Source organism: Nesterenkonia flava (genome assembly GCF_031432335.1).
In the GTDB taxonomy this organism is placed as follows: domain Bacteria; phylum Actinomycetota; class Actinomycetes; order Actinomycetales; family Micrococcaceae; genus Nesterenkonia; species Nesterenkonia flava.
Map to the genome: position 1 here is coordinate 117,035 of NZ_JAVKGT010000001.1, position 23,571 is coordinate 140,605.

Annotated in this window: 20 protein-coding genes; 7 read left to right on the top strand and 13 right to left on the bottom strand. The window is 65.0% G+C overall.

Features of this window, described 5'->3' with window-relative positions; all coding sequences use genetic code 11:
* Positions 1 to 14: 14 nt before the first annotated feature.
* The 4 genes from aroC to RH857_RS00575 all read right to left on the bottom strand — a co-directional run bounded on the left by aroC (position 15) and on the right by RH857_RS00575 (position 5,675).
* Positions 15 to 1,262 (bottom strand): chorismate synthase, encoded by a 1,248-nt coding sequence (gene aroC, locus RH857_RS00560; RefSeq protein WP_310536025.1) that lies wholly within the window; start codon positions 1,260 to 1,262, stop codon positions 15 to 17.
* A 45-nt stretch (positions 1,263 to 1,307) separates the two neighbouring features.
* Complete coding sequence (locus tag RH857_RS00565; RefSeq protein ID WP_310536026.1) at positions 1,308 to 2,201, bottom strand: shikimate dehydrogenase; 894 nt, start codon at positions 2,199 to 2,201, stop codon at positions 1,308 to 1,310.
* Positions 2,198 to 4,297 carry an endolytic transglycosylase MltG gene (locus tag RH857_RS00570; protein ID WP_310536027.1) on the bottom strand — a complete coding sequence of 700 codons (2,100 nt, stop codon included), beginning with the start codon at positions 4,295 to 4,297 and terminating at the stop codon, positions 2,198 to 2,200. The genes RH857_RS00565 and RH857_RS00570 overlap by 4 nt, the downstream gene beginning before the upstream one ends.
* Positions 4,298 to 4,385: 88 nt before the next feature.
* The gene (locus RH857_RS00575; RefSeq protein WP_310536028.1) at positions 4,386 to 5,675 is read right to left on the bottom strand and encodes a DUF349 domain-containing protein; all 1,290 of its coding nucleotides are present in this window, start codon (positions 5,673 to 5,675) and stop codon (positions 4,386 to 4,388) included.
* A gap of 150 nt (positions 5,676 to 5,825) precedes the next feature.
* Here RH857_RS00575 and hisS point away from each other — a divergent pair, with 150 nt between their 5' ends.
* From hisS to RH857_RS00600, 5 genes are all read left to right on the top strand, one after another.
* Complete coding sequence (hisS, locus tag RH857_RS00580) at positions 5,826 to 7,166, top strand: histidine--tRNA ligase (protein ID WP_310536029.1); 1,341 nt, start codon at positions 5,826 to 5,828, stop codon at positions 7,164 to 7,166.
* An 80-nt stretch (positions 7,167 to 7,246) separates the two neighbouring features.
* Positions 7,247 to 9,022: an aspartate--tRNA ligase gene (gene aspS, locus RH857_RS00585; protein ID WP_310536030.1), complete on the top strand. Its 1,776-nt coding sequence runs from the start codon at positions 7,247 to 7,249 to the stop codon at positions 9,020 to 9,022.
* 151 nt (positions 9,023 to 9,173) lie between these two features.
* Positions 9,174 to 10,235 carry a VanZ family protein gene (locus RH857_RS00590; RefSeq protein ID WP_310536031.1) on the top strand — a complete coding sequence of 354 codons (1,062 nt, stop codon included), beginning with the start codon at positions 9,174 to 9,176 and terminating at the stop codon, positions 10,233 to 10,235.
* Between the two features lie 65 nt (positions 10,236 to 10,300).
* A complete protein-coding gene (locus tag RH857_RS00595) occupies positions 10,301 to 11,068 on the top strand; it encodes a TetR/AcrR family transcriptional regulator (RefSeq protein WP_310536032.1) in 768 nt (255 codons plus the stop codon).
* Between the two features lie 62 nt (positions 11,069 to 11,130).
* Positions 11,131 to 12,540, top strand: coding sequence for a replication-associated recombination protein A (locus RH857_RS00600; protein ID WP_310536033.1), 1,410 nt, complete (start codon positions 11,131 to 11,133; stop codon positions 12,538 to 12,540).
* Between the two features lie 153 nt (positions 12,541 to 12,693).
* Here the strand turns inward: RH857_RS00600 and qcrB are convergent, their stop codons facing one another.
* The 4 genes from qcrB to ctaE are packed head-to-tail and all read right to left on the bottom strand — an operon-like array spanning position 12,694 to position 17,085.
* Positions 12,694 to 14,442, bottom strand: a complete 1,749-nt coding sequence (qcrB, locus tag RH857_RS00605; protein WP_310536034.1) for a cytochrome bc1 complex cytochrome b subunit — start codon at positions 14,440 to 14,442, stop codon at positions 12,694 to 12,696.
* A complete protein-coding gene (qcrA, locus tag RH857_RS00610) occupies positions 14,439 to 15,521 on the bottom strand; it encodes a cytochrome bc1 complex Rieske iron-sulfur subunit (RefSeq protein WP_310536035.1) in 1,083 nt (360 codons plus the stop codon). The genes qcrB and qcrA overlap by 4 nt, the downstream gene beginning before the upstream one ends.
* Positions 15,522 to 15,577: 56 nt before the next feature.
* Positions 15,578 to 16,378, bottom strand: a complete 801-nt coding sequence (gene qcrC / locus RH857_RS00615; RefSeq protein WP_310536036.1) for a cytochrome bc1 complex diheme cytochrome c subunit — start codon at positions 16,376 to 16,378, stop codon at positions 15,578 to 15,580.
* A gap of 59 nt (positions 16,379 to 16,437) precedes the next feature.
* Entirely contained in the window at positions 16,438 to 17,085 is a 648-nt protein-coding gene (gene ctaE, locus RH857_RS00620; RefSeq protein ID WP_310536037.1) for an aa3-type cytochrome oxidase subunit III, read from the bottom strand.
* Between the two features lie 203 nt (positions 17,086 to 17,288).
* Between ctaE and trpD the strand changes: the two genes are divergently transcribed.
* A complete protein-coding gene (gene trpD / locus RH857_RS00625) occupies positions 17,289 to 18,341 on the top strand; it encodes an anthranilate phosphoribosyltransferase (RefSeq protein WP_310536038.1) in 1,053 nt (350 codons plus the stop codon).
* On the opposite strand, the gene def is transcribed toward trpD, so the two are convergent.
* The 5 genes from def to RH857_RS00650 form a co-directional block, all read right to left on the bottom strand.
* Positions 18,328 to 18,909 carry a peptide deformylase gene (gene def, locus RH857_RS00630; protein WP_310536039.1) on the bottom strand — a complete coding sequence of 194 codons (582 nt, stop codon included), beginning with the start codon at positions 18,907 to 18,909 and terminating at the stop codon, positions 18,328 to 18,330. The two genes, trpD and def, sit on opposite strands and share 14 nt — an antisense overlap.
* An 83-nt stretch (positions 18,910 to 18,992) precedes the next feature.
* Positions 18,993 to 19,409, bottom strand: a complete 417-nt coding sequence (gene ctaF, locus RH857_RS00635) for an aa3-type cytochrome oxidase subunit IV (protein WP_310536040.1) — start codon at positions 19,407 to 19,409, stop codon at positions 18,993 to 18,995.
* Entirely contained in the window at positions 19,409 to 21,136 is a 1,728-nt protein-coding gene (ctaD, locus tag RH857_RS00640; protein ID WP_310536041.1) for an aa3-type cytochrome oxidase subunit I, read from the bottom strand. Before ctaD ends, ctaF begins: the two co-directional genes overlap by 1 nt.
* A 2-nt stretch (positions 21,137 to 21,138) precedes the next feature.
* The gene (ctaC, locus tag RH857_RS00645) at positions 21,139 to 22,059 is read right to left on the bottom strand and encodes an aa3-type cytochrome oxidase subunit II (protein ID WP_310536042.1); all 921 of its coding nucleotides are present in this window, start codon (positions 22,057 to 22,059) and stop codon (positions 21,139 to 21,141) included.
* A gap of 260 nt (positions 22,060 to 22,319) precedes the next feature.
* The gene (locus RH857_RS00650; protein WP_310536043.1) at positions 22,320 to 22,715 is read right to left on the bottom strand and encodes a HesB/IscA family protein; all 396 of its coding nucleotides are present in this window, start codon (positions 22,713 to 22,715) and stop codon (positions 22,320 to 22,322) included.
* Between the two features lie 104 nt (positions 22,716 to 22,819).
* Here RH857_RS00650 and RH857_RS00655 point away from each other — a divergent pair, with 104 nt between their 5' ends.
* Positions 22,820 to 23,431 (top strand): DUF3043 domain-containing protein, encoded by a 612-nt coding sequence (locus RH857_RS00655; RefSeq protein ID WP_310536044.1) that lies wholly within the window; start codon positions 22,820 to 22,822, stop codon positions 23,429 to 23,431.
* Positions 23,432 to 23,571 lie beyond the last annotated feature (140 nt).

The window sequence follows — 23,571 nt, forward strand, 5'->3', positions numbered from 1 at the left end:
CCCTGCTCGCCCGTTTAGTCCTGCATGGCGGCGGGCGCCTGCAGCGGGTCGCCGTCCGTGCCGGCGGCGTCGGGGTTCCCGCCGAGCTCGGGGAGGTTCGCCAGGTAGCTCTCGATGTTGCGGCGGGTCTCGGCCACGGAATCGCCGCCGAACTTCTCGAGCACAGCCTGGGCGATCACCAGGGCCACCATGGCCTCAGCCACGACGCCGGCGGCCGGGACTGCACAGACGTCGCTGCGCTGGTGGTGAGCGGTGGTCGCCTCTCCCGTGGCAGTGTCCACCGTCCGCAGCGCACGCGGCACGGTGGCGATGGGCTTCATCGCCGCGCGTACTCGAATGGCGTCACCGATGCTCATGCCGCCTTCGATGCCGCCGGCGCGATTGGTGGCGCGAATGATGCTGCCGTCGGGACCATGCTCGATCTCGTCATGGGCCTCACTGCCGCGGCGGGCCGCCGTGCGGAAGCCGTCGCCGACCTCCACGCCCTTGATCGCCTGGATGCCCATCAGGGCCCCGGCGAGCCGCGCGTCGAGCCTGCGGTCCCAGTGGACGTAGCTTCCGAGCCCCGGAGGAACACCGTCGACGACGACTTCGACCACTCCGCCGAGCGTCTCGCCGGCCTTGTGCGCGGCGTCCACCTCCGCGACCATGGCCTGGGATGTGGCTGCATCGAAGCATCGCAGCGGATCGGCATCCAGCGCCTGCACATCCTGAGCGCGTGGCACGGCCGCCCCCTCATGAACGCTCACGGTGCCTACAGCGGTGGTGTGGGAGACGGTGGTGATGCCGAGTGCGGCCAGGAACTGCTGGGCAGCAGTGCCCAGCGCGACCCGCGTGGCGGTCTCTCGGGCTGAGGCCCGCTCCAACACGGGCCGGGCCTCGGTGAAGCCGTACTTCTGCATGCCCGTGTAGTCAGCATGTCCCGGTCGGGGACGAGTCAGCGGGGCGTTGCGCGCCAAACCCTCCAGCTCTGCTGAATCCACCGGGTCGGCGGACATGACCTTCTCCCATTTGGGCCACTCGGTGTTGCCCACCTCAATGGCCAGCGGGCCGCCCAGGGTGACTCCATGACGCACCCCGGCCAGAAGCTGGACCTGGTCCTGTTCGAACTTCATGCGGGCACCACGGCCGTAGCCCAGGCGCCGTCGAGCAAGTCGCTCCTGAACGTCGGAGGTGGTCAGCTCAACCCCGGCGGGGAGTCCTTCAAGGATGCCGACGAGGGATTTGCCGTGAGATTCTCCGGAGGTGAGCCAGCGCAACATGGTGTCCATCCTAACGTTGAGGGCGATGGGAGCAGGGCCGTGGGCTCAGGCCACCGCGGCGCGCATGAGCTGAATCATGCTCTCGCGCTCACGGTGCCCTTGTGCGGCCGCGGGGTTCTCGGTGTAGGCGGTGAAGTGTTCCACCTGTTTGACGGCCTGGTGCAGCAGCATGTCCAATCCGCTGCTCACTCGCCACCCACGCGTCGTCCAGGTCTGCGCGAGCACCGAAGGCCAGGGATCGTAGGCCACGTCCAGCAGCACGGGCGCACCGGCCGCCTCCGAGGCGGCAGGTATCGTCTCCGCCAGGGAGTCCGCCGCACGGGGAGGGAGGGTGGAGACGACGACGTCGAAGGTTTCTCTGGACAGGTCGTCACCCAGGGCGCTCAACGGACGAACCTGTGCGTCAAGGTCCAGGGAACGGGCCAGCTCATAGGCGGCAGCGGCCCGCTGCGGAGTGCGGGCGTAGAGCCTGACCCTGCGCCGGTTCAGCTCAGCGGCAGCGGCCAGGGCGGCTGCCGCTGTACCCCCAGCTCCGAGAATCGCCATACTCGAGTCGGTGCTCCCATCGACAGGAAGCACCGCATGCTCAGCCAATGCCTGCAGGATGCCGTCCACGTCCGTGTTCTCGCCGTAGCGAGTTCCATCCGGGCGATGCACCACCGTGTTGAGCACACCCAGAGTCTGGACCCGCGGGGACGCCTCATGGACGTGCCCCAGCATGGCTGACTTCAACGGCATGGTCACCGACCACCCTCGCCATCCGGGCCGACCCGCTTCCGCGGCAATGAAGTCCGCCAGAGACTCCTCGTCGACCTCGATGCGCGTGTAGTCGATCGACAGCCCCAGGTGCCGGTAAGCGGCGGTGTGCAGCTGGGGCGACTTGGAGTGCCCGATGGGCGAGCCCAGCACCGCCGCACGCTGCGCGGCAGCCGGGCTCATCCTTCGAAGCCCTCCTCGGCAGACTCTACGTCGGCAGGCGAGCAGACCCCGGGGTTGTCGTCACACCACTGCAGGAACTCCCGCTCGTAGACCTGGTGCTGCTCGTAGGTTTCGCTGAACTCGGTCTGACCGGTCTCGAGGTTCACCGTGACCCAGTAGTTGTAGTCGTTCTCCTGCGGGTGAGCCGCTGCCTCCAGCGTCGCACGCAGCGGTGCCCCCACGGGACCCGGCGGCAGGCCAGGCTGCGTACGGCTGTTCCACGGGCTGTCCTCATCCAGCTGGGTAGCTCCGTGAATGTCGTGCTCACCGAGACCGTAATTGTTGGTCGCATCGATGAAGAGATAACCATCCGTCTGAGGGTTGTCAGGCTCGAGTCGGTTCTGGATAGCACCGGCCATCACCGGATACGAGTCGGGGTCGTTGTGATTCGCCTCAGCGGTGATGAGGGAGGCGATGATGACCGTCTCGTACTGCTCCTGCGGGTCGGTGATGCCCTGCTCCTCGAGCCGCTCCAGGGTGATGCTGGTTAGCTCGGTGAGGATCTCCTCGGCCGTCATCTCGTCTTCAATCGGGAAGCTGTGTTCACCCGGAGGCAGGTAGCCCTCCAAGCTCAGCGCCTGCTCAGGAAGGCCGTAGGCCGTGGGATCAGCGGCGGCTGCCTCGAGATCCTGCACACTGTGCGGGGTCTGGGCCGCAATCTCTGCGAAGGCCTCCTCGATCCACATATTGGGCTCAATGTAGACGGTGTAGACGGGCACGCCATCACCGAAGATCGCCTCCACGGCGTCCGCAGCCGGCATCTGCTCATTGAGCATGAACTCATCGGGATGCGGGGTGGCGTCACCTTCAAACTCTGCGACCGCGTCGAAGAACGCGTCGCGGCTGGCCACGATCCCCTGGTCCACCAGTCGTCCGGCGACGTTCTCCAAACCGTCGCCCTCTTCGATGCGGAAGGAGACCAGGTCTCCGGCCACCTGTTCATAGTCCTGAGGCTCTGAATCGCCGAAGATCCCGCTGAGGGACTGGACCACGATGACAAGGCCCACCATCAGCGCCACGAAGCCTCCGAAGGCGATGCCCATGGCGATGTTGCGCCGCCGCCGCTTGGCACGGCGTCGCTCCAGAAGGTTGCGGCTCATCTCAGAGTCCACCGCGGTGACGGTCTGGTACCCGCGCCCGTAGCTGGAGGCGCCCACCAGCACCGGGACGCCGTTCTCGTCATGCTCGATGTACTCGCCGTCTTCAGTGAGCTCCCACTCCTCGGCGTATTCGCCATCGAAGTCCTCATGGTCGTGGAAGTCTTCACCCGCATACGCGTGCTCGTCCTCGGGCACATGCTCTGCCTCGGCGGGGCTGGAAGGCTGCTGCGGAGACAGCACGTGCTCAAACGGCGTAGCAGGACCAGCCTCGGGGACTGGAGACGCGGCGGAGACACCCTCATCGGCGGAACCCTCCGCCGATGAATCCTCCGGCGTTCCGCCGCCCGGCTCCGTACCCCCTGCGGGGGACGCGGGCGCGGACTCGTGACGGGATGAGGCGATCGGAAGCGACTCAGACTCACCCTGCTGCTGACCCCTGCTGCTCTCAGCAGCAGAGACAGTTCTCTGCCCTGGAGCCTGAATGCTGCGGTCGGGCTGTTGCTGGACCGACCTGCTCTGCTGTTGCGCTGCCGCCAAGCGAGCCCAGGTCGGCTCTTCGTTCGTTGCGGAGTCTCGAGACTCCTGCGCCCGGGGCACGCGCGAAGAGGCGACGGGCGGCTGCTCCTCACCCAGCGCAGTGTTCACCGGCTTTGGCTGGGGTGTTTCCGGGGAGATGCGGGGAATGGAACCGGTTTCACGCTGCTGCCGCAGCGCTCGTCGTGAGGGAAACGCGGGGTCGTTCTGGGACTGGGCGCTACGATGTCCGTTCTCAGCGGCGCGGTCCACCTTGGGCTCAGAGGCCTCTTGGTCGAAGATTCCGCCCGGAGTCGCCGTAGATCCTAGTCGTCGCGCTGCCGCCAGCCGCTCCCGCTCTGCTGCTCTGGCGCGCTCCCTGGCCTCGCGGATCTCGCGGCGACGACGCCGAGAGCCCACCTCAGGGGGCTGTTCATCGCTCACGCGTTTCCTCACTGGACATTCGACGACACCTACGGGGTGGAAATAGGCAAACTATCTCAGAACCTCAGTAATTGTAATCTATCCGTGATCAGGCGCTCTTCAGCGTCTCGAGCCATGTGCGGCGTGCCGCCAACGCCTCCTCAGACTCCTTGATCCTGCGCTCATCGCCTGCAGCCCGGGCCTCGGTCAGCTCCTGTTCCAGCTGAGCGATAGTCTCCTCCAACTGAGTGAGCATGGCGCTCTGGCGTTCGTTCTTCGCTGAATCCTGGACCCGGACAGTCGCCCCCTCGGCCTCGCGGAAGGCGTCCTGGATCTCTCCGATGGCGCGCTCCATGCGCTTGACGTCCCCGCGCGGAACTCGGCCGGCGGCGTCCCATTCGTCGAGCAGCTTGAAGTACCGGTCACGGATGGCCTGCGGCTTGGTGAACGGCATCAGCGCGCGCAGTTGCTCAAGAATCTCTTCCTTGCGCTTGAGATTCTCGCCGTATTCGGCGTCGAGCTTGGCATTGGCCTCATCACGAGCCGCGAAGAACGTGTCCTGGGCCGCCCGGAAGCGGGCCCACTGCGCGTCCTCGGTCTTACGCTGTCCTCTGCCCAGGGCCTTCCACTGGTCCATCAAGCGGTGATAGGCCTTCGCGGTGGGACCGTACTCGGTGCTGCGGGAGAGCTTCTCCGCCTCGGCGATGAGCTCTTCCTTGGCGCGCTTGATCTCGCCTGCTTCCTTGTCCCGCTGGACGAAGAACGCGCGGCGGTGCTTCTCGAAGGTTGTGCGGGCTGCCCGGAAACGCTTCCAGAGCGGGTCCTCCTGGGACTTGGACAGGCGCGGCGGGGTCTTCTGCTCCGTCTTCCATGCCTCGAAGAGCTCATTCATCCGGGACTGCGCCGACTTCCAGTGCTGCTGCTCGGGATCGGCTGCAGCGATGCTCTCGGCCTCCGAGACAATCTCTTCGCGCACCGCCAGCTTGGCGGCAGTAGCCTCTTCTGCTTGCTTCTTCTCCTGCTCAGCAATGCCGTCGATGCCCGTACCGATCTCGGCGAGGATTGCCTCGAGACCGGCGACGTCGCCAAGCCAGGTGCCTTCACGCAGTTCCTTGCCCAGAGACTGCGCCGAGGAGCGCAGCGCTGAGGCGGAGTCGGCCTGCGTCGCCACCCGCGCCCGCAGCAGCAGGGCGCGGTTGTACAGCTCGTCGAACTTCCGGGTGAAGTACTGCAGCGCCTCATCCTCGCCTCCGCCGGCGGAGTACTGGCCGATGTAGCGCTCCTCACTCTCGCCTTCAGCCGGGTGGAGGTAGACGTGGCCTTCGGCGTCGACGCGTGCCAGCTTCCGGGCCTCCTCGAGGGAGGTCTGGTGGTACGTGGGCTTCACAGCAGGGCTCATGGTTCCCAGACTACCGCTTTCGGGCACCAGATATGATGAACAGGTTTGGGTCCCTGTCAACCCCTCGGGGCCGCCCGCGCTGTCGTCTCAGGTTTCGCGGGCACAGACACCGTCACACACCATCAGCACACACAAAGGATTTGAGCACCTATGGCACGTTCGTCCTCGCTGTCCGGCTTCCTCGAACTTCTGCCGAGTGAGCGGATCGTAGAGCTGCATGTGCTCGATACGCTCCGGGAGGTCTTCGAACGCCACGGTTTCGCCTCCATTGAGTCCCGTGCGGTGGAGACGGTGGACACGCTGCTGCAGAAGGGTGAGGTGGATAAAGAGGTCTACGCCGTGTCGCGGATCCACGACGACGCCGGCAGCTCCTCGGAGGCCAAGATGGCCCTCCACTTTGACCTCACGGTGCCCTTTGCCCGCTACGTCGTGGAGAACGCAGGACACCTTGCCTTCCCCTTCCGGCGCTATCAGATTCAGAAGGTCTGGCGCGGTGAGCGACCGCAGGAGGGCCGCTACCGCGAGTTCACTCAGGCCGACATTGACATCGTCGGCGATGGCGCCCTGCCCTTCCGCTGCGACGTGGAGATCGCCGTCGTCATGGCCCGCGCCCTTGAGGCTCTGCAGATCGGGGACTTCACCCTGCGCGTGAACAACCGCAAACTTGCCGAGGGCTTCTACCGCGCCATCGGGTTGACCGACGCCGCGGCTGTGCTGCGCGCGGTGGACAAGCTAGAGAAGATCGGTGAGGCCGGCGTCGTCGCTGAGCTCACCGCCAAGGCCGGAGCCACCGAGCAGCAGGCCCAGAAGGCCCTGGCGCTGGCGGGCATCCGCACCGACGACTCCTCTTTCGCTGAGCAGGTGCGCGACCTGGCTGAGGGGGCCGAGGACACGGAGCTCATGGAGCAGGGGCTCGCCGAACTGGCTGAGGTCATCGACGAGCTTCGGGCGCGAGTTCCCGGCCGCGCCGTGGCCGATCTCTCGATTGCCCGCGGGCTGGACTACTACACCGGCACGGTGATCGAGACCGTGCTCAGCGGCCACGAGCAGCTGGGATCCATCTGCTCCGGCGGCCGCTACGAGTCCCTGGCATCCAAGGGCAAGCGCACGTTCCCCGGCGTCGGTCTCTCCATCGGCGTCACGCGACTGGTCTCGCGTCTCATCGGCGCTGAGCTGCTCACCGCCTCCCGGTCGGTGCCCACTGCGGTCTACGTGGCACTGCGCAGCGATGATCAGTGGGGCGCCGCCCAAGACATCGCCGATGCTCTGCGCGCTCGGGGCATCAGCGCCGAGGTGGCTCTCTCCGCGGAGAAGTTCGGCAAGCAGATCAAGTACGCCGACCGGCGCGGCATTCCCTTTGTCTGGTTCACCGACGAGGAGGGACGCCACGAGGTCAAGGACATCCGCTCCGGTGAACAGGCCCCCGCGGATCCGCAGACCTGGACTCCCCCGGCAGAGGACCTGACACCTACAATCACCCGTAACGTCTGAGGAGCCACCGCCCCCGCCCGGGGTGCTGACTCCCCCTGACCCCCACGCATCGAACCACCCACCCCGTCTGAGAGGACACCGTGCTCCGCACACACACGACCGGCGAGATCAACGCCGAGCTCATTGGCCAGACCGTCACCCTCACCGGATGGGTGGCCCGACGCCGGGACCACGGCGGCGTTGCCTTCCTCGATCTGCGTGACGCCGCGGGCGTGGCCCAGGTCGTGGTGCGGGACGAAGAGGACTTCGATCCGCTGCGCAACGAGTTCGTGCTGAAGGTGCGCGGCGTCGTCGAGCGCCGCCCTGAGGGCAACGAGAACCCGAATCTGCCCTCCGGGGAGGTGGAGATCATCGCCGACGAGGTGGAGGTGCTGAACACCGCCGCTCCCCTGCCTTTCCAGATCGATGACCACGTGGAGGTCGGGGAAGAGGCGCGTCTGAAGCACCGCTACCTGGACATGCGCCGCTCGGCTCCCCAGCGCGCCCTGCGTCTGCGCTCGGAGGCCAACCGCGTAGCCCGCGAGCTGCTCCACGAGCAGGGCTTCACCGAGGTGGAGACCCCGACCCTCACCCGCTCCACCCCCGAGGGCGCACGAGATTTCCTGGTGCCCGCACGCCTGGCACCGGGCTCCTGGTACGCGCTGCCGCAGTCTCCTCAGCTGTTCAAACAGCTGCTGCAGGTCGGCGGCATCGAGAAGTACTACCAGATTGCCCGCTGCTACCGGGATGAGGACTTCCGCGCCGATCGCCAGCCCGAGTTCACGCAGCTGGACATCGAAGCCAGCTTCGTGGAGCAGGACGATGTGATTGCGCTGGCCGAGCAGATTGTGGCCCGCCTCTGGAAGCTCATCGACGTTGAGATCGACACCCCGATCCCCCACATCACTTACCGCGAGGCCATGGCCAAGTATGGCTCGGATAAGCCCGATCTGCGCTTTGGCCTCGAGCTCACAGAGCTCACCGAGTATTTCCAGAACACGCCCTTCCGGGTCTTCAAGGCGCCGTATGTGGGCGCCGTCGTCATGCCCGGAGGCGCGTCCCAGGCCCGCCGCACGCTGGATGCCTGGCAGGAATGGGCCAAGCAGCGCGGCGCCAAGGGTCTGGCCTATGTGCTGGTGCAGGAGGACGGCGAGCTGGGCGGCCCCGTGGCCAAGAACCTCTCCGAGGAGGAGAAGGCAGGACTGGCCGAGAAGGTCGGGGCACAGCCTGGCGACTGCATCTTCTTCGCGGCCGGCGAACCCGGCCCCTCTCGCAGCCTGCTCGGCGCGGCCCGCAATGAGATCGCCCAGCGCGTGGGGCTGATCGAGCCCGGATCCTGGTCGTTCGTCTGGGTCGTTGACGCTCCGATGTTTGAGCCTGCCGCTGACGCCCAGGCCGCCGGCGACGTCGCCGTAGGCTCCGGCGCCTGGACAGCAGTTCACCACGCCTTCACCGCGCCCAAGCCGGAGTTCGCCGAGACGTTCGACTCCGATCCCGGCGAGGCCCTGGCCTATGCCTACGACCTGGTCTGCAACGGCAATGAGATCGGCGGCGGCTCGATCCGTATCCATCGCCAGGACATGCAGGAGCGGGTCTTCAAGGTCATGGGCATCAGCGAGGAGGAGGCGCGCGAGAAGTTCGGCTTCCTGCTGGACGCCTTCAAGTTCGGCGCGCCCCCGCACGGCGGCATCGCTTTCGGCTGGGACCGCGTGGTGGCCCTGCTGGCCGGCGAGGACTCCATCCGCGAAGTCATCGCCTTCCCCAAGTCCGGCGGCGGATTCGATCCGCTCACGGCCGCTCCCGCCCCCATCACCCCGCAGCAGCGCAAGGAAGCCGGTGTAGACGCCCAGCCCAGTCGAGAGGAAAACTCGAACTAGCTTCAGGCGTTCTTCCCGGGACGACGGCGGCTCCCCACCTCCCAACGGATGCGAGGGGCCGCCGTCGTCGTCCTCTGCGCTGTCACAGCACAGGGCTTAGGCTGGAGTCAGCCATCCGTCTCACCAAAGGGGACCTATGAGCGACTAGCTGATGTCTGCGTTCTTCGCCGTTCTCGTCGGCACCGTGCTGGCCGTCCTGCTCTTCGTGCCGTTCGTCTACATCAACTACAGGCGCCACGGGCGGCTCAGCGGAGCCCGCACGCTCCTCTGGATCGCGTTCCTGGTCTACGCGATGGCCCTGTGGACCTATACGCTGCTGCCTCTTCCCGAGCCGGCCGATATCCAGTGCACCTCAGCGCAGCTGCGTCCCTTCCCGTTCATTCATGACATCCAGTCGTATCCCTACTCAGGACCCGCCGGGCTGGTGCATAATCCGGTGTTCATGCAGGTGGCACTGAATGTGCTGCTGTTCATGCCCCTGGGATTCTTCCTGCGGATCCTGTGGGGACGCGGCGTCACTGTGGCGGCCCTGACTGGCGCCAGCCTCTCGGCCCTCATCGAGGTCACCCAGGTCACCGGGGTCTGGGGCATCTATCCCTGTGCCTACCGCGTCTTTGACGTGGACGATCTGCTGGCCAACACCACCGGTGCCCTCGTGGGTGGCCTGCTGGCCGCCGCGCTCTTCGCGCTGCGCCGACGGTTCTTCCCAGTGCAGGTGCAGACGACCACGGACAGAATCACCCTGGGCCGACGCCTGGTGGGGATGGTCTGTGACGCAGTGGCGATGATCCTTCTGAGCGTCGGTGCCGCCGTCTTCGCCAATGCGTGGCAGCTCTATGTCATGGACCGCGGCGCCGGCGCCCTGCATCAGGAGATGACCCAGCAGATCGCCCAGTGGACTCCGTTCATCCTCGTCGGGATCCTCACCCTGGTGACCGGACGCACGGTCGGCGACCATGCGGTGCGGCTGACCTTCACTGCGATGCCCTCCGGCAGCGTCTCGGTGTCCCGGGCAGCACTTCGGTACTTGGCCGGAATCGGCGGTTTCCAGCTTCTGGGCCTGCTCTCCCCCGCCGACCTGCTCTTCTCCGCAGTAAGCCTGGTCCTCGTCCTGATCACCAGGGACCGCAGAGGCCTGCCCGGAGTGCTCTCCGGCACCCAGCCCGCCGCCGAGGATAGGCCTGTAACCGTTGAGGCATCGCGTTCAGCGTGAGACTCCCGTCGCCCCTGAGGGTACGGTGCGCCACCGGCTCGTGGCGGTCATAGGATGTACTACATATGAGTGAGCACACCGCCGCCGAGCATGCCCCGGAGTCCCCCACCCCCGCGGAGCAGGCGCTCGTGCGCAGTCTGCAGCTGTTGTGGGAGGGCCTGCCAGAGAACAGCAGGGGCCCCCGGGCAAGTCTGACACTGCCACAGATCATCACCGCTGCCATCGAGATCGCCGACGCCGAGGGGCTCAGTGCGCTGTCGATGCGGCGTCTTGCCAAGGAGCTGGGGGTGGGGACCATGTCCCTGTACCGATACGTGCCGGGCAAGTCTGAGCTCCTGAACCTCATGCTCGACCACATGATCGCCCTGGAAACTGACTTGCCCCAGGGCTCCTGGCGTGAGCTGGTAGAAGCCTCGGCGCACAGCAGCCGTCGTCTCTACCTCGACCATCCCTGGCTCCTGCAGGTCAACTGGTCCCGCGCCGCGATGGGTCCCAACAGCATCGCCAATATGGATGTCATGGTCTCGGCGCTGTTGGAGCTGCCCATCAGCGATCAGGAGCGCATCATGCTCGTCTCTCTCATTGACGGCTACGTGACCGGCTCGGTGCGTCAGGAGATCCAATACGAATCCTCCGCCTCAGACTATGGCGTCAGCGATGACCAGTTCTGGACCCTGCAGCTGCCGTGGCTGAAGAGAGCCATGGCCTCCGGCCGGTACCCCGCGATGGCGCAGCTGGGCGACGACGCCTACACCGGGGGCTGGGACGAACAGTTCGCCTACGGACTGAGGATGCTCCTCGACGGCATCGAGCAGGACATTTCGCGCCGCTGAGAGCCACTTCGCCCGCTGCTGAACCAGCACACCCGTCAGGGGCCTCGACTACGCTTGATGCCATGACTGCCGACCTCTTCTCCGCGGACCCCGAGAGCGACGACGACGCTGACTCGGCCGCCGAGCGACCCGGCGGACGCCAGCGGCACACTCCGCTGGCGGTGCGCATGCGTCCTCGGAGCTTGGACGAAGTCGTCGGCCAGCAGCATCTCGTCAAACCGGGCTCGCCCCTGCGGGTCCTCGCGGAAGGGACCTCGGGGCGCGCTGGCGCATCCTCGGTCATCCTCTATGGTCCACCGGGGACGGGCAAGACCACCCTCGCGCACGTGATTGCTCGCGGAGGAACCCGAAAATTCGTCGAGCTCTCCGCCATTCGCGCTGGAGTTAAGGACGTGCGCCAGGTCATGGATCAGGCGCTCACGGACCGAGACCTTCGCGGAATCACCACCGTGCTCTTCCTCGACGAGATCCACAGGTTCAACAAGGCTCAGCAGGACGCCCTCCTGCCCGGAGTGGAGAACGGCTGGGTCATCCTGGTTGCCGCGACCACGGAGAATCCCTCCTTCTCGGTCGTGGCACCGCTCCTCTCGCGATCGCTCCTCCTGACGCTGCAGCCCCTTACCCAGGAGGACCTGGGCGGACTCATCGACCGGGCCCTTGCGGACAGTCGGGGGCTGGGTGGGGAGTTCGCTCTCGAGGACGAGGCACGCAAGCACATCCTCCGGGTCTCCGGGGGTGATGCCCGCCGGGTGCTGACCACACTGGAAGCAGCCGCTGCGGTCGCCTCAGGAAAAGCCCCTGCGAGCGGCGAGCCGGAGAACCAGGATGCGGAACCGGTGAAGATCACGCCGGAAGACGCCGAACAGGCTGCTGACTTTGCCGTGCAGCGCTACGACAAGGACGGCGATCAGCACTACGACATCGTGTCCGCCTTCATCAAGTCCCTGCGCGGCTCCGACGTCGACGCAGCCCTCCACTATCTGGCCAGGATGATTGTTGCCGGCGAGGATCCGCGCTTCATTGCGCGACGCCTGGTCATTGCCGCCGGTGAGGAGGTTGCCATGGCAGATCCCACGGCTCTCCAGACCGCTGTGGCAGCCGCCCAGGCCGTGCAGCTCATCGGCATGCCCGAAGCGCGCATCCTCCTGGCACAGGCCACTGTACATATCGCCACAGCCCCGAAGTCCAACGCCTCCTACAAAGCGCTCGACGCGGCTATCGCCGATGTGCGGGCGGGCAAGGGCGCACCGGTGCCAGCGCACCTGCGCGACGCGCACTATTCAGGCGCCCACCGTCTCGGCCACGGCAAAGGTTACATCTACGCCCATGATCAGCCCCATCACGTCGCCGCCCAGCAGTATGCTCCCGATGACCTTCTGGGGACTGACTACTACCGACCCACAGGCAACGGGGCCGAGCGGGCTGTCGCAGACCGCCTGGAGAGGCTCCGTCAGATCATTCGCGGCACGTAGTCGCCCAGCGCACCTTCTCAGGTGCTCCCGGTACATGAAACGCACCCGCCACCGCCTGGGCCCACCAGACAGCGAAAAGTCTGAGGCCCCGATCCCGTACAGGAGATCGGGGCCTCAGACTTATCGCACCGCTATGGGCTAAACCCGCTAGGGTCAGTGGCCGCTGGAGGAGTGTCCGTGGGGCTTGCCCGCGGTCACTGCTTCCTGCGACTGCGCTGCTTCCAGACCGGTCGCGTCGTCATGGTGATCGTGCTCGAGCGCCTCCAGGTACTCCTCGCGGGAGACAGGAGCAACACGATCCTCGTAGAACGCACGGTTCAGACGGGCACGGAACTTCTCGACCATCGTGACCTTGCCCTTACGATTCGGCCGGGCCGGGGTCGGCTCCGTAGAATCGAAGGCCACCAGGGTCCACAGCTCGTGGTCGCTCGGACGCTTGTGCTTCTCGTGGAAGGCACCGTCAGCGTTGACCTCGATAATGCCGGCCTCGTGACCATGCAGAGCGGTCTCCCGGTCCTTGCGCTGCAGAGCCAGGCAGATTCGTTTGGTGAGGATGTAGCCGATCACCGGGCCGAGGAAGAACAGCACACGAGACCAGTAGGTGATGTCGTTCAGCGACAGCCCGAAGTGGGTGGCGATGAGGTCGTTGGCGCCCATGCCCCACATGATGAGCCAGTTGATCATCACGGCCACGCCGAATGCCGTGCGGGTGGGGGCGTTGCGCGGGCGGTCCAGAAGGTGGTGCTCCTTCTTGTCACCGGTGATCCAAGCCTCGATCCAGGGCCACACGAAGAGGCCGAGGAAGATGATGCCCACCGGCATCAGCGGTATCAGCACCGGCGTCGCCACCGAGTTCCCACCCCACGGCGTCGGGATCACGAACTCGAGGGGGATGTTCCCAATGAAGCCCGGCATCAGACGCAGCACACCTTCGAAGGGTCCGATGTACCAGTCCGGCTGGGCACCAGCCTGCACCGGGGAAGGGTCGTAGGGTCCGTAGTTCCACAGAGCGTTGATCTGGAAGGTGCCTGCGATCAGCGACAAGATTCCCAGAACGATGAAGAAGAAACCACCAGCCTTGGCCGCGTACACAGGACCCACCGGGTAGCCGACCACATTGCGTTCGGTGCGTCCCGGGCCGGGGTACTGGGTGTGCTTGTGCATGACCACCAGGAACAGGTGGACGGCGATCAGAATGAGGATAATGGCGGGAATGATGAAGATGTGCAGGGTGTAGAGGCGCGGAATCACCTCGTTGCCCGGGAACTCGCCGCCGAACAGGAAGAACGACAGGTAAGTGCCCACAAGCGGCAGAGCCTTCAGGATGCCGTCGATGATGCGCAGACCGTTACCGGAGAGAACCTCATCGGGCAGGGAGTAGCCGGTGAAGCCAGCACCGAGACCGGCGAGCAGCAGGGCACAGCCCACCACCCAGTTGATCTCACGGGGCTTGCGGAAAGCACCGGTGAAGAAGACGCGCAGCATATGCACGCTCATCGCGAGGATGAACATCAGCGCGCCCCAGTGGTGGAGCTGGCGCATGAACAGACCGCCGCGCACGTCGAAGCTCAGCTCCAGGGCCGTGGCATAGGCCATCGACATCTCCAGGCCCTGCAGCGGTGCGTAGGAACCGGAGTAACGAGTAGTCGCCATCGAGGGATCGAACCAGAACGTCAGGAACGCACCGGAGAGAACAACGATGATGAAGCTGTAGAGCGCCACCTCACCGAACATGAAGGTCCAGTGGTCCGGGAACACCTTGCGTCCGAATTCACGAACGATGCTGGTGCCGCCCACACGCAGGTCGACATAGTTGGCGATTCGGCCCGAGCGGGTCTTCGGCTCATAGGAGTCGATTTCGAGGTACTGATCCTCGGTGTACTTCTCTTTGGAGGCACTCATGCTGGGTAATCACCCTCCGGGTCGGTGTGGCCCCGCTCCCAGTAGGTCGGGCCGACAGGTTCAGTGAAGTCGCTGGTCGCGATGAGGAAGCCTTCCTCGTCCACAGAGATGGGCAGCTGAGGCAGCGGGCGACCCGCGGGTCCGAAGACCACCTTAAAGTTCTCAGCAGCGTCGAACGTGGACTGGTGGCAGGGGCAGAGCAGGTGGTGCGTGTGGCGCTCGTACAGAGCCACGGGGCAGCCGACGTGGGTGCAGACCTTGGAGCAGGCGATGATGCCGTCGACGGTCCAGTCCTCGCGACCGGGAATGGTGTTGCGGAACTCATTCGGGTTCATGCGCATCAGCAGAACCACAGACTTGGCCTTTTCAGCGAGTCGCTCGCCGTGGTACGTGATCTCCCGCAGGTTCTCGGGAATGACGTGCATGGCTGAACCGATGGTGAGGTCAGCCGCACGGATCGGCGTACCGGTGGGATCCCGGACCAGGCGCACGCCAGGGGCCCAGAGAGTGTGCCGCATGCGCTCCACGCCGAAGTCCTCGGAGCGGTCAAGGTCGCGGAAGAAGGCGACCGCCGGCAGCGGTGCCAGCAGAGCGGCACCGATCAGAGTGTTGCGCAGCAGCGGACGGCGAGCGATCTGAGACTCGTCGAGAACCTCGGTGACGATCTTCTGCGCCTCTTCGCGGTGGACCTCCTGCCGCAGGGGCTTACGGTCCTCCACGATTTCGTGATCGGGCATCAGCGTCTTGGCCCAGTGCACAATGCCCAGGCCGATGCCCAGCATGGCCAGGGCGGTGCCCACGCCGAGCAGCGTGTTCTGCAGGCGCAGCAGGTGAAGATCGCCGTCGGTCTGACCGATCGCGAAGTAGCCGACAAATGTCACCACGGTGCCGATGATGGAGAGGATGAACAGGACAGAGACCTGTCGCTCGGCGCGCTTGGCGGCCTTCTCGTCAACATCAGCCAACCGCGGGCGGTGCGGCGGCAGACCAGGGTTGTCGATGGCGTACTTGCCCGACTCCCCCTCGCCGGCTGTGATGACGGCACCCGACTTCGGGTCACCGTTACCGTGCTCGCCCATATGGTTAACGTCCTTTGCTGTCATTCAGTGCGTATTGGGTGCTTGTGATGCGTGGGTCAGGAGGAGCGCGAGGTCAGCCAGACCATAGAGGCGATCAGCAGGGCCAGGCCCAGGGTCCAGATGAGCAGTCCCTCGGAGACCGGGCCGAGGAAGCCCAGCGAGAAACCGCCAGGGGTTCCTTGGGATTCGTAGGTCTTCAGGAAGGTGATGATGTCCCTCTTGTCCTCTGGCGGAATATTGGCGTCGTTGAAGACCGGCATGTTCTGCGGGCCGGTGGTCATAGCCGAGTAGATGTGCCGCGCCTCGACCCCGTGCAGGCTGGGTGCGTACTTACCTTCAGTCAGCGCACCGCCAGCTCCTGCTGCGTTGTGGCACATGGCGCAGTTGATCCGGAAGAGCTCACCGCCGCGTGCCGGATCGCCCTGATCGATGTCGAGGTATTCGTCATCGGGAATTGCGGGGCCCGCGCCCAGAGAGGCAACGTAGGCAGCCAGCTGGGCGGTCTGCTCATCGTTGAACTGCGGCGGCTTCTGCTGAGCCTGCGGGCCGTGCATCTGCATGGGCATGCGGCCGGTGCCGACCTGGAAGTCGACGGAGGCTGCGCCCACACCCACCAGGGACGGGCCGGCGTCGGTGCCCTCTGCGTTCATGCCGTGGCAAGTGGCGCAGTTAGCGACGAAGAGCCGTTCACCCTGGGCCACATCCTCAGCCTGGTACCCCTCGGGGACTGCGTTGGAGGCCTGAGCCTGGTTAACCGTGGTCGCCGCGGCGTACAGCCCGCCGGTGGCCAGCAGCCCCAGGAGGAGCAGCGCCACGAACGCGAACGGGTGGCGGCGCTTCTGTGAGAGTGCCTTCACGTGCCGGTTCCTTTTCTCTTACGGTGCGTTGTTGAAGTCTTGGGTGCGCGTCTGGTCGCTCAGACGAAGAGCGGCAGCAGGTAGACGACGGCGAACAGTGCGATCCACACGACGTCCACGAAGTGCCAGTAGTACGAGACGACGACGGCGGCACTTGCTTCCTTGTGCGTGAACTTCACGCTGAAGTAGGCACGTGCAATGACGTACAGGAAGGCGACCAGACCGCCGATGACGTGGAGGCCGTGGAACCCGGTCGTGATGTAGAACGCGGAGCCGAAGGCGTTGGTCTGGATCGCCACGCCATGGGAGACCAGCACAGCAAACTCGTAGGTCTGGCCGGCAATGAAGATCGCGCCCATGATGAAGGACACGATGTACCACTCGACCATGCCCCAGTGCTTCACCTGCCAGAATCCGCCGGTCCGGCGAGGCTGGTGGCGCTCAGCGGCGAACACGCCGAACTGCGCAGTCACGGAGCTGGCCACCAGAATCACGGTGATGATGCCGGCGAGGACGACGTCGAGTCGTCCGCTGTACTCGGCCCACATCTCCTGCTGAGTGGAGCGCAGCGTGAAGAACATGGCGAACAGGCCGGCGAAGAACATCAGCTCGCTGGTCAGCCAGACCATGGTGCCCACGGACACCATGTTCGGACGATTCGGCAGCGTGCGCGCCGGAGCGTTGGGGGCATGGGTTGCAGTCGTCACAGAGACATTATGTCCTGAAAACACTCAGCTTTGCCATCGGCTCCGGGGGCGTGGCGCACGCTGTGATTCCTTGTCACACCGCGGATCCCGCGTCATTTCTGGGATCGGGGCTTCTACAGCGTGTCGAAAACTTCTCAAATATTTCGACAAGACGTAGAAGAACCGACCCCAACCGCTCCCCCGAGGCCACTATTGTGGTCTCCATGAGCCCCTCCAGCACCGCTTCAGAGATGACATGGTCCGAGCTGCTTGAGACCCTCCTGTCCAAGAGGGACCTGACCGTGGAGACCGCTTCCTGGGCGATGGACCGCCTCATGAGCGGCGAGCTCTCGGACACGGAGATCGCGGGGTTCCTCATCGCTCTTCGCGCCAAAGGCGAGACCGGACAGGAACTGCTGGGCCTCAGCCGCACCATGATGCAGCGTGCTGTACCGATTGAGATCGAGGGTCAGACGCTCGACATCGTCGGAACGGGCGGCGACCGGCTCGGAACTGTCAACATCTCCACCATGAGCTCTCTGGTGGCGGTGGGCGCCGGTGCGACGGTGGTCAAGCACGGAAACCGGGGTGCTTCGACGACGGCAGGGGCTGCCGACGTCATCGAAGCCCTCGGAGTTGACCTTGCGCTGGCGCCCGAGAAGGTCGCGGCCTCTGCCCGGGAGGTCGGCATTACGTTTCTCTTCGCCCAGCAGTTCCATCCGTCCATGCGGTTTGTGGGCCCTGTGCGCAAGCAGCTGGGCGTACGTACAGTCTTCAACTTCCTGGGCCCCCTGTCGAACCCCGCCGGGGTCACCGCGCAGGCCCTCGGCTGTGCCTCAGCAGATCTGGCTCCGCGCATGGCCGAAGCACTGGCCGCCCGAGGAACGCGCGGATTGGTCTTCCGGGGCAGGGACGGCCGAGACAAGGTCACCACTTCGGAGGCGACCGATCTGTGGGAGATCCGCGATGGCGCCGTCGCGCATTCCGTGCTGACCCCGGAGGACGTCGGGCTACGCCGCTGTGCAGTGGACGAGCTGCGCGGCTCCACCGCGCAGCACAACGCGCGGATCGTCACGGATGTCCTCGACGGACGTCCGGGCCCCGTCCGCGATGCTGTCCTGCTCAACGCGGCAGCCGGTCTGACGGCCTTGGACGAGCGCTCCGAGGGTGATCTCGTGACTCGCCTGAGCACCAATATGGTGAGAGCGGCCGAGTCAATTGATTCCGGCCGTGCCTCTGCCGCCCTGCGTCGCTGGGTGGAGTTCAGTCAGCACTGAACGGGTCAGGATCGGTGCCCGGCAGCCAGGAGTTGCCCGGAACCGTCCACCCCTCCTGCTTCAGCGCCTTCTTCCAGCGTTTGGCCCATTTTGCGTTGAGGCGGTTCACGTACAGGTAGCCGTCGAGGTGGTCGTATTCGTGCTGCATGATGCGGGCAAACCACCCCGTGGCCTCAAACGCGATCCGTTCCCCGGCCGGGTTCAGGCCCTGGATCTCCACGTGGTCGCTGCGCTTCAAGGGAAAGCCGTATCCGGGGGCCGAGAGGCAGCCTTCCACCTCTTCCTCTGGGTCCGGGTTCTCCTGAGAGACGCGTCCGATGAGGCGAAGGACGGGATTGATGATGACTCCCCGCTGCGGCGCATCACCAGTCTCTCCTGAGTACTTCCAGTTGAAGATGCGCAGCCCGACGCCGACCTGGGGCGCGGCAAGTCCGACGCCGTTGGACGCGTCCAGCGTCTCGTCCATATCGCGGATGAGCTGGAGAATCTCGTCGTCAATCTGCCCGACCTCTTGGGCGCGCGTATGCAGAACCGGTTCTCCGTGAATAACGATGGGCCTGATGCTCATGTGGTAGATCCTAAAGTCTGTGAAGCACGCAGTAGGCCCGCGGTCCCGTGAGGGGACCGCGGGCCTACTGCCAGAAGAGTCGATCAGTGTGCGTAGCGCTTGCGGTTGAACTCCATCACCCAGCCGGTGACGAAGAACAGGCCGGGGATGAGTCCGATGAAGAAGACCCACCAGTCGATGGCCAGACCGAAGAACAGGAACGCAGCGGAGAAGCCGAGTCCCAGGGGCCACCAGCTCCAGGGAGCGAATTCGCCGTAGTTGCCGTGCATATCGGAGATCTCACCTTGAGGGTTGTCTCCATCCAGCACCTCATGGTGCTTGGCGGTGGAGCGAAGGTACCACCACAGCATGAGGCCGAGACCGCCGGTGAGCAGCAGGCAAATGAAGCCGACCCACTCGAGACCGATCTGGTCGTCTCCGGCGGTCAGGAACGCGTAGACCGCTGCCACGAGCAGGCAGAAGACGCCGAGTCCGCCGAAGATCGCAATATTGGTCTTCATCAGATACCACCCTTGTCCTTCTGATCGGCCGGGCCGAAGATCTTACCGGCGGGGCTGTGCTCGCTGTGCCGCTCGGAGAGCTCGGGGTGGTGCAGATCCAGAGCAGGACGCTCCGAGCGGATGCGGGGCAGGGAGTAGAAGTTGTGGCGCGGCGGCGGGCAGCTGGTGGCCCACTCAAGCGATCCACCGAAGCCCCACGGGTCGTCCACGAGCACCTTCTTGCCCTTGCGGTGGGTGATCCACACGTTCCAGAAGAACGGAATCAGGGAGGCGCCCAGCAGCATGGAGAAGATGGTGGAGAACTGGTTCATCCCGGTGAAGCCGTCCTCGACCAGGTAGTCCGCGTAGCGGCGAGGCATACCCATGACGCCCAGCCAGTGCTGAATCATGAACGTGCCGTGGAAGCCGATGAAGAGCATCCAGAAGCTGATCTTGCCCAGACGCTCGTTGAGCATCTTGCCGGTCCACTTGGGCCACCAAAAGTAGAAGCCTGCGAACATCGCGAAGACCACGGTGCCGAAGACCACGTAGTGGAAGTGAGCGACCACGAAGTAGGTGTCGGACAGGTGGAAGTCCAGCGGCGGCGAGGCGAGGATGATGCCGGTGAGACCACCGAAGAGGAAGGTCACCAGGAAGCCGAGGCTCCACAGCATCGGTGTTTCGAAGGTGAGGGAGCCTCGCCACATGGTGCCGATCCAGTTGAAGAACTTTACGCCGGTCGGTACTGCGATCAGCATGGTCATCAGGGCGAAGAAGGGCAGCATCACGGCGCCGGTGACGTACATGTGGTGTGCCCACACCGTCACGGACAGAGCGGCAATAGCGATGGTGGCGTAGACCAGACCCTTGTAGCCGAAGATCGGCTTGCGGCTGAAGACCGGCAGGATCTCCGAGACGATGCCGAAGAACGGCAGAGCGATGATGTAGACCTCGGGGTGGCCGAAGAACCAGAAGAGGTGCTGCCACAGAACGGCGCCGCCGGCTTCGGGGTCGAAGATGTGTCCGCCGAAGCGGCGGTCAAGGCCAAGGCCGAACAGCGCTGCAGCCAGCGGCGGGAACGCCATCAGCACCAGGATCGAGGTGATGAGGGTGTTCCAGGTGAAGATCGGCATACGCCACATGGTCATGCCGGGGGCACGCATGCAGATGATGGTGGTGATGAAGTTGACGCCACCCATGATGGTGCCGAAGCCGGTCAGCGCGAGGCCGAAGACCCAGAGATCACCGCCGACGCCGGGTGAGTATGTGGTGTCCGAGAGCGGCGCGTAGGCAAACCAGCCGAAGGATGCTGCACCCTGAGGCGTGAGGAAGCCGGCCACGGCCACGAGCGAGCCGAACAGGAACAGCCAGAAGGCCAGCGCGTTCAGACGCGGGAAGGCGACGTCCGGTGCGCCGATCTGCAGGGGCATCATGACGTTGGCGAAGCCCGCGAAGAGCGGGGTGGCGAACATCAGCAGCATCACCGTGCCGTGCATGGTGAACAGCTGGTTGTACTGCTCCTTGGTCTGCAGGAACTGCATACCGGGTTCGAAGAGCTCGGCGCGGATGATGAGAGCCATCACGCCGCCGAGGCAGAAGAAGAGGAAAGAGGAGATCAGGTACATGTACCCGATGACCTTGTGATCGGTCGTGGTCAGCCAGTTGACCACGACCTTCCCCTTCGAGACGGGGACGGAGCGCGAGGCGACCGCGCGGTCGTCAGTGGTGTATTCAAGGGTGGTAGACATGCTCAGTCGTCCCCTCCGCTCAGAGTGCTCAGAGTCTCGCTGTCATGCAGGCTGGGGTTGCGGTTGTACTCGTCTCCCAGATGGCCCTCTTCGAGAGTCTCCAGGTAGGCGATGAAGTCCTCTTCAGAGACGATCTCCACGTTGAAGAGCATCTCGGAGTGGTACTCGCCGCACAGCTCTGCACACTTGCCGTGGTACAGGTTGTCCTCGGGATCCTCGCCGAGCTCCTCCTGTGTGGAGAGGTAGATGTGCGAGGTGCGTCCCGGGATCATGTCGCGCTTCTGAAGGAAGGCCGGCACCCAGAAGGAGTGGATGACGTCGCGGGACTTCAGGTCGAACTGGATGTCGGAGTCGACGGGCAGGACCATGGTGGGGAGGGTCTCGACGACGCCGTCCTCACCAGTCAGGTGTGCCTGCACTCCGGTGTCGTGCACCTCGTACTCGGTGCCGTCGGGGCCGGTGTAGGTGTAGTTCCAGTCCCAGGCCCACTGCTTGCCGTAGACCTCGAGGGTCACGTCGGGGTTCTCGAAGGGCTCGTCCACGTCTCGCTGCACCTGGTCGGTGTAGTAGAAGAACACTGCCACCATCACCAGCGGGAGGACGGTGTACATGATCTCCAGCGGGATGTTGTAGGCCAGCTGCCGGGGGTAGCCCGTCTCACCCTTGCGGCGGCGGTAGGCAATCATGCACCAGAGCATGAGTCCCCAGGTGAGAACGCCCACGGCCAGTGCCGCGATCCAGGAGTTCACCCACAGATCAGTCAGTGCGGCGGTGTTCGATGTGGTGTCCCGGTCTCCGGGGAGCCAGCCGCGCCGGGCGGGATGATCCTCTGCACAGGCGGTGAGCACCAGCAGAGCCACGCCGGCCAGTGCGATCCCCTTGACCGCGCGGCCTCGGCTGCCGGTTCGTTTCTGCGAACTCACAGACGGCCCTTCCTCTTCATTTGGTGTGCGAGCAGCTCGCAATACTTGGGTCCATGGCTCTGTTCCCCACTGCTGTGCGGGGCAGAGACCAGCGACATCTGACGCTTGGCTACAAGACTACTACGCGATGTAGAGAAACGGGGGCACGAACACTCACCGACCTGGGAAGACACGCAAAGACCCGCGTACTTTCGGGCACGCGGGTCTTTGCAAGGCGTTCTACATTACGTAGAAATTACGCCGCCGAGGGCGCTTGGGGATCAGTGGAATGAGTCGCCGCAGGCGCAGGAGCCCCCTGCATTGGGGTTGTCGATGGTGAACCCCTGCTTGGAGATCGAGTCTTCGAAGTCAATCTTGGCGCCGTCCAGATAGGGAACGCTCATCTTGTCAACGACGACCTGGACGCCCTCGAACTCGCGCAGCGCGTCACCGTCGAGCAGACGCTCGTCGAAGTAGAGCTGATAGATCAGACCACTGCAGCCGCCGGGCTGGACGGCCACACGCAGACGAAGGTCCTCGCGACCCTCCTGCTGCAGCAGGGAGGCGACCTTCTCCGCCGCGGTCTCGGACAGTTCCACCTGGTGAGCTTTGAAGCCCTCCACCTCGTTGCCGCGGATCTCGACGGCCTCGGGGGTCTCCTGAGTCGGCGTGCTCATAGTTGTTCAGCCTTTCAGCTTGAGTGCGTTCACTAGGTTTGAGGGTATCAACCACCTGAACCGGCTCCGCATTCCCGCGCGGGCGGGACCGCTACACTGGACCGGTGCTTGGACGTAAGAAGAAGACTCAGAACGAGGTCCTTGAGGCCGAGGCTGCGCAGACGCAGTCTCTGACCCATGAGGCTCAGCCGAAGCTGCCGCAGAAGAAGGGTGTTCCGACTCCCACCCGGCGTGAGCGCGAGGCGGCACGTCGCCGGCCGCTGGTGCACAACGACCGCAAGGCGGCCCGCGCGGCCCAGCGAAAGGCCATTGCCGAGCAGCGGGCCAAGATGCGTCACGCCATGGAGACCGGTGATGACCGGCATCTGCCGGCGCGCGATCGCGGCCCGCAGCGGCGTTTCGTCCGAGACTGGGTGGATGCCCGCTCGGGCATCGGCGAGTGGCTCCTGATCGGCCTGGTCATCTTCCTCTTCGGATCACTGCTGATGACCCCCGAGACTCGTGCGCTCTTTGCGTTCAGCATGTGGGGCCTAATGGCTCTGGTCATCGTCGAGTGCTGGTGGGTTGCCCGCAAGGTCCGCCTCGAGGTCGACAAGAAATTCGGTGCCGAGAACCGGGAGAAGGGGCTGCGCTTCTACGCCGTCATGCGCTCCATGCAGATGCGTCGTCTCCGCCTGCCCAAGCCACTGGTTCGCCGCGGAGAGTTCCCGAGCTAGTCCCGCGGGCGGGGACACCCCGCCACGCTCTCGGCGAGCTCACGCTCGCCATCACACCTCAAGCGCTAGTCCCGCGGGCGGGGAAACCCCGCCACGCTCTCGGCGAGCTCACGCTCGCCATCACACCTCAAGCGCTAGTC